The 12,387-nt window shown below is 66.6% G+C and carries 10 protein-coding genes; 4 read left to right on the top strand and 6 right to left on the bottom strand.

Annotation, left to right across the window (positions count from 1 at the left end):
- Positions 1–276 precede the first annotated feature (276 nt).
- Together TPR58_RS11570 and TPR58_RS11565 are read left to right on the top strand one after the other, a co-directional pair.
- On the top strand, positions 277–3,168 hold the full coding sequence (locus tag TPR58_RS11570; RefSeq protein WP_346246823.1) for a TonB-dependent receptor plug domain-containing protein: 2,892 nt from the start codon (positions 277–279) through the stop codon (positions 3,166–3,168).
- Between the two features lie 104 nt (positions 3,169–3,272).
- Positions 3,273–4,493, top strand: a complete 1,221-nt coding sequence (locus TPR58_RS11565; RefSeq protein WP_346246822.1) for a serine hydrolase domain-containing protein — start codon at positions 3,273–3,275, stop codon at positions 4,491–4,493.
- On the opposite strand, the gene TPR58_RS11560 is transcribed toward TPR58_RS11565, so the two are convergent.
- The 4 genes from TPR58_RS11560 to TPR58_RS11545 all read right to left on the bottom strand — a co-directional run bounded on the left by TPR58_RS11560 (position 4,456) and on the right by TPR58_RS11545 (position 9,289).
- Positions 4,456–6,045, bottom strand: a complete 1,590-nt coding sequence (locus TPR58_RS11560) for a sensor histidine kinase (RefSeq protein ID WP_346246821.1) — start codon at positions 6,043–6,045, stop codon at positions 4,456–4,458. The two genes, TPR58_RS11565 and TPR58_RS11560, sit on opposite strands and share 38 nt — an antisense overlap.
- A complete protein-coding gene (locus TPR58_RS11555) occupies positions 6,042–6,776 on the bottom strand; it encodes a response regulator transcription factor (protein ID WP_346246820.1) in 735 nt (244 codons plus the stop codon). Before TPR58_RS11555 ends, TPR58_RS11560 begins: the two co-directional genes overlap by 4 nt.
- On the bottom strand, positions 6,773–8,395 hold the full coding sequence (locus tag TPR58_RS11550) for a DUF4153 domain-containing protein (protein ID WP_346246819.1): 1,623 nt from the start codon (positions 8,393–8,395) through the stop codon (positions 6,773–6,775). The genes TPR58_RS11555 and TPR58_RS11550 overlap by 4 nt, the downstream gene beginning before the upstream one ends.
- Positions 8,396–8,770: 375 nt before the next feature.
- Positions 8,771–9,289: a Dps family protein gene (locus TPR58_RS11545; protein ID WP_346246818.1), complete on the bottom strand. Its 519-nt coding sequence runs from the start codon at positions 9,287–9,289 to the stop codon at positions 8,771–8,773.
- A 376-nt stretch (positions 9,290–9,665) separates the two neighbouring features.
- Between TPR58_RS11545 and TPR58_RS11540 the strand changes: the two genes are divergently transcribed.
- Positions 9,666–10,025 (top strand): hypothetical protein, encoded by a 360-nt coding sequence (locus TPR58_RS11540; RefSeq protein WP_346246817.1) that lies wholly within the window; start codon positions 9,666–9,668, stop codon positions 10,023–10,025.
- 42 nt (positions 10,026–10,067) lie between these two features.
- On the opposite strand, the gene TPR58_RS11535 is transcribed toward TPR58_RS11540, so the two are convergent.
- Together TPR58_RS11535 and TPR58_RS11530 are read right to left on the bottom strand one after the other, a co-directional pair.
- A complete protein-coding gene (locus TPR58_RS11535) occupies positions 10,068–11,090 on the bottom strand; it encodes an MBL fold metallo-hydrolase (protein WP_346246816.1) in 1,023 nt (340 codons plus the stop codon).
- Between the two features lie 65 nt (positions 11,091–11,155).
- Complete coding sequence (locus tag TPR58_RS11530; protein WP_346246815.1) at positions 11,156–11,443, bottom strand: UBP-type zinc finger domain-containing protein; 288 nt, start codon at positions 11,441–11,443, stop codon at positions 11,156–11,158.
- Between the two features lie 200 nt (positions 11,444–11,643).
- Between TPR58_RS11530 and TPR58_RS11525 the strand changes: the two genes are divergently transcribed.
- A complete protein-coding gene (locus TPR58_RS11525; RefSeq protein ID WP_346246814.1) occupies positions 11,644–12,309 on the top strand; it encodes a sensor histidine kinase in 666 nt (221 codons plus the stop codon).
- The last annotated feature ends 78 nt before the right edge of the window (positions 12,310–12,387 follow it).

Raw genomic sequence — 12,387 nt, 5'->3', positions numbered from 1 at the left:
GTTCCAGCGACGCGGCGGGACAGTCAATGCGCTTTGTCCGGCCACTGTTGCCGCGACGTCACGCTTTCAAGGGGCGCGGGGGTAACGGATGCCGCGAGGTTATGGCGGGCGGAACAGAAACTATGGCGCGCCGCAACATTCTTGTTACTTAATATCGGGGTACGCATCGAAAAATGCGAGTTGAAGGGGGTAAGCACAATGGTACGATCGACATCGCTCCGACTGGCTCTGGTAACGGGGAGCGCACTGGTCGCACTTTCTGCTGCGGCACCGGCCATGGCCCAGGACAGCGCCACCCAGGCGCAGCCGGCAGAATCGACGGTCGAGCAGGACGGCGAGATCGTCGTCACCGGTTCGCGCATCGTCCGCAGCGGCTTCCAGTCGCCGACGCCGCTGAACGTCGTGTCGGCCGAGGAAATCCTCAACCAGTCGCCGTCGAACAACCTGGCCGACCTGATCAATCAGCAGCCCGCGCTGGCAGGCTCGACCCGCCCGGAGAATTCCCGCCTGAACCTCAGCAGCGGCCAGGCCGGGATCAACGCCCTGAACCTGCGCAACCTGGGCGAGGTCCGCACGCTGGTCCTCATCGATGGTCGGCGATCGGTCGGCTCCACCATTACCGGCCTTGTTGACATCAACACGATCCCGCAATCGCTCGTCAAAAGTGTCGAGATCGCGACCGGCGGCTCGTCATCAGCCTATGGATCGGACGCGGTCGCTGGCGTCGTCAACTTCATCCTCGACAAAAAGTATGAAGGACTGAAGGTAACCGGGGATACCGGCATCAGCACCTATGGCGACGGCGGAAATTATTCGTTCGATGCCGCTTTCGGAAAATCATTCGCCGGCGGTCGGGGGCACATCCTGCTCAGCGGTGAAATCGCACATCGCGACGGCATCTTCGAGATCGACCGCGACTGGAACCAGACGGGCTATGTCCGCATCCAGGACCCCAACTGGACCGCGACCAGTACCACACCGCAGTTCCTGATCCGTCGTCAGGTCGGCGCGGCTAACTCGACCCCTGGCGGCCTGATTACCGGAAACAGCGTGATTGCCGGAAGCGGGCGGACCGCGAACGACCTTCGCGGTATTTACTTCGGGCAGGGTGGATCGCTCAACCAGTTCCAATATGGTGCGCTGACCTATCCGTCGCCGACTGGGGCGTCTGCGCCGTCACTGACCCAGGGCGGGTCATGGCAGGTCAACGATTCCGGCCGGCGCATCGGTCTTCAGCCCAAGGACGATCGCCACGGTGTGTACGGACGTCTGAGCTTCGAAGTCTCCGACTCCGTGGAGTTGTTCGCAGAGGGCTCCTACAACTGGCAGGAAGTGCTGTTCAACGCGGGCCCGAACCTGGCGACGGGCATCACGCTTCAGCGGGATAACGCATTTCTGGTCAACGCGTTGGGCGCGAGCCGGTTGAACGGCATCAACACCGTCACGCTTGCCACCACTGCAGTCGACCTGCCGTTTCGTGCGATCAACAACCGACGCGAAGTCCAACGCTATGTCGTGGGCGCACAAGGCCAGTTCGAGGCGTTCGGGAAATCCGCGCGATGGGACATCTATGGTCAGTACGGGCGGGCCAATCTCCGTGAGCAACTCCGAAATATCATGCATACCCAGCGGATGGCGAATGCCACCGATGCGGTATTTGCCGCTGCTGGCAATGCCGGCGGCTATGCGGTGGGCTCGATCCAGTGCCGGGTGAACGTGGATACGGTAACCACCAACGATGATCGCGCCTGCGTGCCGCTCAATCGCCTGGGTGTCGGCGTCGCCAACCCGGCTGCGATCGATTATGTCCTCGGTGATCCCTATCGCGATCAGGTCGTCCAGCAGCGTGTGGCAGGCATCAACCTCGCGCTTACGCCATTCGCGACCTGGGCTGGCGACGTCAGCATCTCGGTCGGCGGCGAATATCGCGAGGAGAAGATCACGGGCTCCGTCCCGGTCGAATTTGCGCCCGTGACGACCAATAACCCCGGCGGAGGACGCACGACGGCGAATCAATGGTCGGTCGGCAATTATCTGCCCACCATCGGCGGGTACAACGTCAAGGAAGCCTATCTCGAGACTGTGATCCCGCTCGGCCTGGGGCTCGAGTTTAACGGTGCCGTTCGTGCCACCGACTATTCGACCTCGGGTTACGTGACGACCTGGAAGGCGGGTGCAACATGGCAGCCGATCGATGATATCCGGCTGCGGGTCACGCGCTCGCGCGATATTCGTGCGCCCAACCTGAATGATCTATATCAGGCCGGATCGTCCAACAGCGATTCCGTCCGTAATCCCTTCACCCCCGGATCTGGGCCGGGTAATGCTACGTATCCGGCCACCATTTCCTACTCGGCGACGGTCACCGGGAATACCAACCTCCGCCCGGAAAAGGCAGACTCGTGGAACGTCGGCGCGGTGTTCTCGCCTCGCTTCCTGCCCGGATTTACGGCATCGGTCGATTACTTCCGGATCGACATGAAGGATGCCATCGATAGTCTGAGTGCTCAGGAAATCATCAACCGCTGCTTCGAAGGTCGGGCAGAATATTGTGCCGCCATGGTACAGGACCCGAACAACAGTTCGAGGTTGTTGTTCACCAGCCAGCCGTTCAACTTTGCCCGGCGACTGGTTCGGGGTGTCGACATCGATGCAGCGTATCGCGTTGCGGTCGGCCCTGGCAACTTGAGCCTGCGCGGTGTCGCAACACGCTATATCGAGAATATCAGCGATCCGGGGATCGTCGGAAATATTCCCGTCAGCACAGTGGGTGCAAACGGCGGGCAGGGAAGCACGCCGACGTGGCTCTTCCGCGGCAGCGTGAGCTATGACACGGACACCTTCTCGACGACGGTGGTCGGTCGCGGCGTCAGCGCGGGCAAGTATGTCGCGAACGGGATCGAGTGCCAGACGAGCTGTCCAGTCTCGACGACGCAGTTCCCGACTTACGACGACAATCATGTGTCGGGGTTGTTCTACGTCGACTTCAACATTTCGCAGAAGATCAAGACCAACTGGGATTCAGAAGCGCAGTTCTTCTTTACTGTAACCAATCTGTTCAACCGCTGGCCGCTGCTGGTGCCGGAGACCGGGCTTGCCGCGAACAGCACCTATTCGGACATGCTCGGGCGGACCTTCCGCGTCGGTGTGCGCTTCGAACTGAAGTGACCGGTTTGCTCGACCGCGCCGCCTTTGGCAGGGCGGTCGGGTAATCGATGAGATCACGGGCGGAGGGGCAACCCTTCGCCCGTTGTCGTTGGAGGAGAGCCGCGATGCCGCTGTTGCCGATCGTGATTGCCGCTGCCCTGTCCCAAACAACCCCCGTTGCCACGCCCGACCCGCCACGCCCCGCGGCGATCGTCCGGGTGCAGTTCGATCGCAAGGGCGAAACCGCGATCCTCACCCGCGGCCATGCCGATGTCGCTGCGGCGCGCGCGGTCACCGCGGACGATCCGGTGCGGGTGGCCTCGATCTCGAAGCTGGTGGTGTCGATTGCGGTCCTGAAGCTGGTGGAGCAGGGGCGGCTCGATCTCGATGCCGATGTGTCGAGGCTGCTCGGCTGGCGGCTTCGCAACCCGGCCTTTCCCGACGTGCCGATCACGCTTCGGCTGCTGCTGTCGCACCGCTCCAGCCTGGTGGACGGGATCGACTATGTCCTGCCGCTCGACGCCGACATGCGCACCGTGCTGGCCGATCCGAAAGCGTGGGACGCGGCCCATCCGCCGGGGCGCTGGTTCCGCTATACCAACCTCAACTTCCCGGTGATCGCGGCGGTGATGGAGCGCGCGACCGGCGAGCGGTTCGACCGGCTGATGGACCGGCTCGTGCTGCGTCCGCTGAAGCTGAAGGCCTGCTACAATTGGGAGCGCTGCGCCGCGCCCACGGCAGCGCGAGCGGTCGTCCTGTACCGCGACGGCAAGCCGGTTCGCGACGACAATCACGGCGCCAAGCCGGCCTGCTCGGTCACGCCCGCCGCCGACGGCACCTGCGACCTGTCGCGCTGGCGGGCAGGGGCCAATGGCGCGATCTTCTCGCCCCAGGGCGGACTGCGCATCTCGGCGCGCGACCTGGCGAAGATCGGGCGCCTGTTGCTCGGGCGGGGCAGTGTCGACGGGGTCCGGATCCTGTCGCCGCGCAGCTTCGCGCTGCTGGAGACGCCGCTCTGGACCTATAACGGGGCGTCCGGCGCGGACGCCAATGGCGATATCGGCGGCGACGGATCGGTGGATGCGCCGACCGGCGGCTTCACCTGCAGCTACGGCCTGGCGGTCCATTTCCTGGTCACGCCGGTGACCGGTTGCCACGACGACCCGTTCGGCGACGGCGTCGCGCGCTTCGGCCATTCTGGCGACGCCTATCGCCTCAAGTCAGGGCTGTGGGTCGATCCTGCCTCGGGCACCGGTGTCGCCTATTTCGCAACCGACGTGCCGACCGATCGGCCGGGGCGATCGGCCTTCACCCCGACCGAAGAGGCGCTGGCCGCGCCGCGTTGAGCTCGAGCACGAAGCAGGCGCCGCTGCCGTGCGGCTCGCCCAGCCGGATCGATCCGCCCGCCGCCTCGATCAGCGACGCGACGATCGACAGGCCCAGGCCGGTTCCCCCTTCCGGCCTGCGGGTCGTGAAGAAGGGCTCGAAGATCCGCTCGCGATCCGCCTGCGCGATGCCCGATCCGTCGTCGGACAGCGTCAGCGTCACGCGATCGCCGCTGCGCGCGCCGAGGATATGAACCGCGCTCGCGCGTGCCTGGCGGCTGTTCTCGACCAGGGTGGTCGCGATCGCCTCCAGCGTGGTTTCCGGGACGGCGACATCGCCGATCCCGTCCACCGCGACCGTCACCTCGAACCCGTCGCCGCGCATCGCGTCGGCAACCCGGGCCAGCACCGGCGCCAGTGGCGTGGCAGCGGCAAGATCGTGCCGGGTCATGTCCGCGCGCGCCAGTTCGAGCAGCCGCGTCACCAGCGCCGACAGCCGCTCCGCGCCCGCATCGGCATTGGCCAGGAAACGACGGCGATCCTCGGGCGACATCGTCGCATCATGATCCTCGAGCAGCTCGATCGCGCCGCGGATGCCGGCAAGCGGCGTCTTGAATTCGTGGCTCATCGCATGGGCGAAATCGCGCAGGTAGCGCGAGCGCCGGTCGATCGCCTGGGCCATCGCGGCGAAGTCGCGGTACAGGCCCTGGATCTCGATCGCGGCGGTGCGGGACGCCTCGGGCACGCTCCCGCGACCGCGCGCCAGATCGCGCGTCGCCGCGCTCAGCGCCTCGATCGGCCGGGCGATGCCGCGCGAGATCAGCCCGCTCAGCACGACCAGGGTCGCCAGGATCAGCAGCACGCCCAGCATGATCTTGCCGCGATCGTCATACATGCCCTTGAACAGCGTCCGCGCCGACCGCGACAGCAGCAGGACGCCGACCACGCGACCCTCGACGATGATCGGGCGGGTGTGGTCGATCCGGATCGCCGCCGCGCGCGACAGCCATTCCAGCGCGTAGACGGGCCGGTAATTGCCGCGCCGGCGCAGCACCGTATCCGACTTGCCGGCCAGCGCGGCGCGGATTTCGGGAAGCGCCGCATAGCTTCGCCCCGCCTCCGATCCGTTCACGACCCGTCCCCTGGAGTCGATCAGGGTAAGCGCCGCGGAGGTCGTCTGGCCGGTGACCGCGAAGATCGGCAACAGCCGCGCGGACGCCTCACGCGCATCGGGTTCGACGGTGCCGCCATCCTGGACCCCGTCGGGACGGACGCCAAGGATCGGCGTCGCGTTCAGGTCTATCCGCGGCAGTTCGGGATGATAGTCATGCTCGTCGGGATAGGCGAGCGGCGGCGCCCCCGGCCACACCGCCCGCGCGGTTGCGGCCAGTGCCGAGCCCTGGGCGATCAGTTCGGCCTCGGTCTGGCGGACAAGCGTATTCTCGTACACCCGCAGGAACACCGCGCCGACGCCGGGAAGCGTGGCGACGACCAGCAGCGTCGCGAACAGGATCGTGCGCAGCCGCAGCGGCGGCCAGCGCCGCTTGATCGCCTCCTTCAGCCGGCCGATCACCCGCCGCCGCCGGTACAGGGGCCAAGGCGATAGCCGATGCCGGCACGGGTCTCGATGACGTCGCTGCCCCCGACCGCGCCGAACTTGCCGCGCAAGTTGCGGATATGGCTGTCGATCGTGCGGTCGGTCACCGCGAAGCTCGGCCCGTGCAGCCGGTCGATGATCGCGTCGCGGCTGAACACCTTGGCCGGGGTGCCGGCCAGCAGCTTCAGGATCGAGAATTCGGTGACGGTCAGCGACACCTCATGCCCCGCCCAGTCCGCGCGCCAGCCGTCGAGGTCCAGCGAGAGGCGGCCCTGGCGCATCGCCGGTTCCGCCGCCCCGGTCGCCTGCGCCTGCGCCTGCGATCCCGTCCGGCGCAGGATCGCCATCACCCGTGCCACCACCTCGCGCGGGCTGAAGGGTTTCACCACATAATCGTCGGCGCCCAGTTCGATCCCCAAGACCCGGTCGATCTCGTCGTCGCGCGACGACAGGAACAGGATCGGCACCTCGCCCTCGGCGCGCAGCCTTCGACAGACCTCGAGCCCGTCCATCCGGGGCATGTTGATGTCGAGCACCACCAGGTCGGGCGCATGGCTGTACGCCATCGCCAGCGCCTGTTCGCCATCGGGCGCCTCGATCGACTCCAGACCGGCCTTGGCCAGCGCGAAGACGAGGAGTTGCCGGATATGGGGATCGTCATCGACGACGAGGATGGTGCGGGACATGGACTGCGGGATCATCATCATCGTGCGGCTCCCGTCAACGGGGACGGCGTGGGGCTGGGCGGCTGCGGTGCGCCTTCGATGGGCGTGGGGGTTGCAGCATCGGGCGATGCGACCGACGCCGGCGGCACCGGTTCGGGCTCTCGGAAGGGCGTCCCGTCACAGTCGCGGCCGTTGGGCGCGTGAGCCGCGGTCGGGGGCGTTGCCCCGAGCGCCGCTTTGGCTGCCGCCAGCCGGCGGGCGTTGCGCCAGGTCCAGCTGTGCCAGTCGGATTGGCTATATTCCACCGTGTCGAGGATATCGCTTCGGACGGCACGGATCCGGTCGAGCAGGACCGGCGTGGTGACGCGCGTTTCCAGTTCGGCAAGCGCGGTCAACGCCGACGGTCCCTGCTGGCGCAGATAGCACAGGTCGAGATGCTGTCCGGCGCCGCCCACCTCGCGCGCATGGCGGACGTTCCAGTGAGACGCGACCGACCCGAGATCGACCACGCAGGTCGCGGCCAGCACCAGCCCGGCGGCGAGCGCGTTGCGGTTGATGAGCCAGCCAGACGACTTGCCGGCCAGCAGGCGCCAGCAGATCAGCACCAGCCCGACGGCCACCAGCATCATCCAGGCCAGCGCCGCGATGCGCAGCCCGGTGAGCGAATAGGCCTGCACATAGTCCCAGGTGCGCAGCATCGACGACGCCACCAGAAACAAATTCTGCGCCACCCACAGCGCCACCAATGCGCGGATCGCCGGTCGGCTGGCGCTCTCGCTGCCGGGACGCAGCGCGGTCAGCACGAACAGCCCGGCCAGCAGCGCGGTCGCGATCAGCGAATAGGCGCCGCGATGGGCGTAATCGGCCAGCGTGACCTGGCCCGGCAGCGGCGCACCGCTCCACAGAAAGACGATGTCCGACAGGTTCTGGAGCGCGAAGATCGCGTTGAACGTCACCAGCGACAGGGTGATCGAGATCACCGGCACCGGCAGTCCGCGTCCCATGCTCGCCTCGCGAAGCTCGATCCGTGTGGAGAACGGGTGCGGTCGCAGCGTCGGCCAGATCGCCAGCCCGATCAGGCTGGCGACCACCAGCCTGGGGATCAGGCCGACCGGCGATGCGGGTTCGACCCGCCCCAGCATCTCGCCGATCAGCGGGTTGGCGCCGGCGAACAGCGCGATGAACACCGCCCCGCCGATCACCGGCAGCGCCAGCACCGCCGCCACCCGCCCGATGTTCGTATGCCGCCGGCGGGTCCGGATCTTCGCAAGCTGCTTTGCATCGAGGATCGGGCGCGCCAGGCCATAGCCGGTCGCGAACACCAGCCGGTTCAACCACCGCCACGCATCGTCGAACCGCCGGCGCGGGAGCAACGCCGCACTGCCGATCGCCGTCCAGAACAGGGTCCAGCCAAGCAGCCCGGGTGCCTCGATCAGGGTGACGGCAAAGAAGGCCGCAACCAGCACCGCGATCATCGCCTGCCGGTTGCGCCGCACCGGGCGAACCGCCACCACCAGTACGACCAGCCATGCGAGCGCGAACCCGCCCAAGGTCGCCCCGATCCACTGATCGTAGAACAACCAGCTGCCCAGAACCATCAGCAGCGCCGCCGCCGCCTGCTTGATCGCGAAACTCCCTCGCGCCGTACCTGCCACTCGCATCCCGACCATCTCCTTCATCTCGACTGCAATCGCGTGGGCGGATCGAGAGCCGATCGTCGGCGCGGTGAGATGTCGGTGCAGATTTGGTGCAGGCGGCAGCGCGCATGTTGGGGACAGTGGTGGCTGGCGCTCAAGGCAGCGGTTCAAGTGTTTGACAATTAGTCGAAAATCCTCTCCCGGAGGGGGAGGGGGACCAGCCGCAGGCTGGTGGAGAGGGGGTTACCCCAAACGAGACCTGCGTGGTGCGGAAACCCCCTCTCCACCGCTTCGCGGTCCCCCTCTCCCTCCGGGAGAGGATTTATGAATGTTATCAATCGCTTGGCGGCGCGGCCCATGGGAGGGGGCCGGGGGAGGGACCACGCCGCCGCTGGCCGATCAGCGGATGACTGCGGTTCGGCAGCTTTCGTAGAGGAACCAGGCGCGGCGCTCGCTCTCGTCGATCCAGACCTCGATCAGGCTGGCGGTGGCGACGTCATGGTAGCTGTCGCACAGCTCGTGCACGCGGCGCATCTCGGCGACCAGCTGCTTGGTGTCGCCGTGCAACTCGGCCAGCATGTCCTGCGGATCGACATAGGGCTCGTTATTATCGAGGATGCGCTGGCGGCCGGCGATGTCGGAGATCGAGCGGATCGTCGTGCCGCCGATCTTGCGCGCGCGCTCGGCGATCACGTCGGTCATCGCGAAGATCTGGTCGCCCTGCTCGTCGAGCAGCAGGTGATAGTCGCGGAAATTCGGTCCGCTCATGTGCCAGTGGAAATTCTTGGTCTTCAGATACAGTGCGAAGACATCGGCCAACAAGCCGCCAAGTCCTGCGGAAATGTCGCGGGTCGCGTCCGCGCCTAGATCGGTCGGCGTGCCCAGAAAACGCTCTGCGAGTGACACCGTGTTCGCCATCGTCTTTCTCCTTGTGCAGGGCAGGGTCGATGTCCTGCCGACAGGACAAGAGATACGGATCGTTCCGGCTGCGCCAATCCAAACCAAGGTTTGGGGCGGGTGTACGCAAGGCTTAACCGGCGTCGACAAGTTCGAACAGCTATCCGGCGGTGACGCGATCTGCCCTTCTGAGGATGCCGCTGGGAGGCTGGCCGCAACGGGTGCAGACGGCCCCGGTTGACTGTGAAATGGCCGAGACGGGTTCGATCCGGTTCCGCTGCCTTTATAGCGCCGCATCGTGCCCGACGCTGGGGCCTGGGTGTTGAGCGGCTGAGAGAAGGTCCATGCCGCTTTTCCGCCCGGTGCCTGGATTTGGTCGCGGACGGCTGTGCCGTTCATGCTTCAATGGCAGGTTCCCGCCATGATATCGGCCCGCGTTGTTATGGCGGCGGCGATTCGGACGCTGTATGCCAGCCTGATGACCTCGACCCTCTTCACGATCGTGTGCGACTATGCTGGCGGAACGTACATCTCGCAGGTCCGGGCATCGGATCAGGAGAATGCGATAACCGCATGGGCCGCCCTGTTGCGACGGGAGCAGCCGATTGAGGGAGTCTCGGATCAGATTGCACGCGACGCCGATGAAAGAGAGCGCAACATCGTGCCCCTCGAGGGACTTTCAGGTGTGTGGTGCTGGACGACTTTAGCCGAGGATGAACTGGTACTGGTGAACGTGATCCGCTCTGCGCAACCGTGACATGATAACTGCTGCCGCCCGGTACGAATTCATCCACGCCACCTAGCGGTCGCGCAGGACGAGCAGCCGGTCGCCGCCATCAACCGTCAGGTCGAAGCTCTGGCCCGGCAGGGCGGCGGGGAAGCGATCGGGGGCGATGCCGCGATCGGACAGCGCCCGGCGCAGCAGCGCCTCGGGCTCGTCGCGCGCCTCGTCGGTCAGCTGCAGCGTGCCCCAATGGATGCCGATCGCGCCGTGCGCCTCAAGGTCGATCAGCATCCGGACCGCCTCGTCCGGATCGGTATGCTGGTCCGCCATGAACCAGCGCGGCGCATAGGCGCCGATCGGCAGCAGCGCGATGTCGACCGCCCCGTATCTCTCGCGCATCCGGCGGAAGATCGCGCCGTCGCCATAGCCGGTGTCGCCTGCGAAATAGACGAGGCCGGCGCGGGTCCGCAGCATGAACCCGCCCCAGAGCGCCATCCGCCGGTCGCCCGGGCCGCGTGCCGACCAGTGATATGCCGGGACGATATCGGCGCGGGCGCCATCGGACAGCGCAACGCCGTCCCACCAGTCGCCGACGGCGATGCGCGCGTCGGGCACGATCCGGCGCACGATCGTGTCATTGCCCAGCGGGGTGACGATCAGCGGCCGGTGGACGGCATGCAGCCGGCGCAGCGTGTCGGCGTCGAGATGGTCGTAATGATTGTGCGACAACAGCACCGCATCGATCGGCGGCAGGTCGTCGAACGCGACTCCCGGTGCCGTCACCCGGCGAGGTCCGGCGAAGCGCACCGGGCTGGCCCGGTCGGACCAGACCGGATCGGTGAGCAGGTTCAGCCCCGCCGACTGGATCAGCACCGTCGCATGTCCGATCATCGTGACGCGCAACCCGTCCACCCGCGCGTCCGGCACGACCTGGCGGATCTCGACGGACTTCGGCCAGGCCGCCGCCTTCTCGCGCCACTTCCACCTCAGCACCTGTCGCAGCGACCGGTCGGTATCGGGGTGGCCGGGGTTGAAGAAGCGCTGGCCGTCGAAATGGTCTGAGACCGGGCCCTGATAATAGGAATTGGCGCGTGGCATCTGGCGATCGGTCCTCTTCAGCGCCCAGATGGGACCGGGGAAGGGCGATCACCAGTGCCGCAGGCTCACCCTTCGTAATAGCGCGGGATCGGGCCCCATTGCGGGGTCTGGTCGGGCAGGTCGACCTCGACCGTGTCGACATAGCACCAGCCCCAGCCTTCGGGCGGGTCATAGCCCTCGATGATCGGGTGGCGCGTCGCATCGAAATGCGCGCGGGCGTGGCGATGCGGCGACTGGTCGCAGCAGCCGACATGCCCGCAGCTGCGGCAGATCCGCAGGTGCAGCCACGGACTGCCGATCTTCAGGCAGTCCTCGCACCCCTTCGCGCTGGGCGTCACGTCGGTAATTGTCATGCTGTGGCGGCAACCGGTCATCGCGTCCTCCTGAAGCAGTGCATGCCCTATCCAAACCGCTCCGATCCTCCATGACTATCATATCAAAGTCTAACCCAATGCCGGGTCGCGCCAAACCTGAGTATGATAGTCGCTCGCCCGGCATCGGCGGATAAAGGGCGCATCCCCACCGTCCCGGCGGCAGGCAGAAGGGCCAGGCGATGCGCATGACGAACGGCTTCACCCCATCGACGACCGGAGACGTGGTGGTCCTCCCGCCGATCGGCGATCCGAGCGCGGCGGACGAGATGAACCACCGCATCGCCAACAGCCTGCAGCTGGTGATGGCGATGGTTTCGGTCGAGGCACGGGCGGTGATCGACCCGCATGCCCGCGCGGTGCTGCAGATGACCGGCCAGCGGATCGGCGCGATCGCCAACGTCCACCGTCATCTGTACCGCAGCCATGCCGCAACCCATGTCGCGCTTGGCGATTACCTGGAGGAACTGGCCGCCGATCTGGAGCAGGGATGCGGGCAGGGCGCGGCCGCGCGGCGGGTCCTGGTGGGCGCCGACGCGGTCGCGGTGCCGCCCGACACGGCCAATGCGATCGGCGTGCTGGTGTCCGAGCTGGTCGCCAATGCCTGCAAATATGCCTATGCCCCCGACACGCACGGCGACATCCGCATCACGCTGAACGCGATGCCGTTCGGCGGCTACCGCCTTCAGGTGGAGGATCGCGGCCATGGCCGGGGCGACGGGGCGACCCGGGGCAGCGGCATGGGGTCGCGGCTGATCGACCTGATGGCCGCACGGCTGAACGCGGCGCATTGCTGGCAGGACGCCCGGCCCGGCACCCGCTTCGTCCTGATCTCCGGCCGGCCATGAGCGGACCGGTCCCGCAATATGGGCCGAATGGGCGGCCGGACATGCCGCCGCCGCTCCGGCGGTTGCGGAATCGGGACG

It is taken from the genome of Sphingomonas rustica (assembly GCF_039652585.1).
GTDB classification, from domain to species: Bacteria; Pseudomonadota; Alphaproteobacteria; order Sphingomonadales; family Sphingomonadaceae; genus Sphingomonas; species Sphingomonas rustica.
Note: the sequence above shows the minus strand (reverse complement) of the source record. Positions and strands in the feature narration are given on the sequence as shown.

What these genes read in the sequence shown, in the direction of transcription:
- TPR58_RS11570 (WP_346246823.1), top strand. Translation starts at nt 277, where the DNA reads ATGGCCCAGGACAGCGCCACCCAGGCGCAGCCGGCAGAATCGACGGTC.
- TPR58_RS11565 (WP_346246822.1), top strand. Translation starts at nt 3,273, where the DNA reads ATGCCGCTGTTGCCGATCGTGATTGCCGCTGCCCTGTCCCAAACAACC.
- TPR58_RS11555 (WP_346246820.1), bottom strand. Translation starts at nt 6,776, where the DNA reads ATGATGATGATCCCGCAGTCCATGTCCCGCACCATCCTCGTCGTCGAT.
- TPR58_RS11550 (WP_346246819.1), bottom strand. Translation starts at nt 8,395, where the DNA reads ATGCGAGTGGCAGGTACGGCGCGAGGGAGTTTCGCGATCAAGCAGGCG.
- TPR58_RS11545 (WP_346246818.1), bottom strand. Translation starts at nt 9,289, where the DNA reads ATGGCGAACACGGTGTCACTCGCAGAGCGTTTTCTGGGCACGCCGACC.
- TPR58_RS11540 (WP_346246817.1), top strand. Translation starts at nt 9,666, where the DNA reads ATGCTTCAATGGCAGGTTCCCGCCATGATATCGGCCCGCGTTGTTATG.
- TPR58_RS11535 (WP_346246816.1), bottom strand. Translation starts at nt 11,090, where the DNA reads ATGCCACGCGCCAATTCCTATTATCAGGGCCCGGTCTCAGACCATTTC.
- TPR58_RS11530 (WP_346246815.1), bottom strand. Translation starts at nt 11,443, where the DNA reads ATGACAATTACCGACGTGACGCCCAGCGCGAAGGGGTGCGAGGACTGC.
- TPR58_RS11525 (WP_346246814.1), top strand. Translation starts at nt 11,644, where the DNA reads ATGCGCATGACGAACGGCTTCACCCCATCGACGACCGGAGACGTGGTG.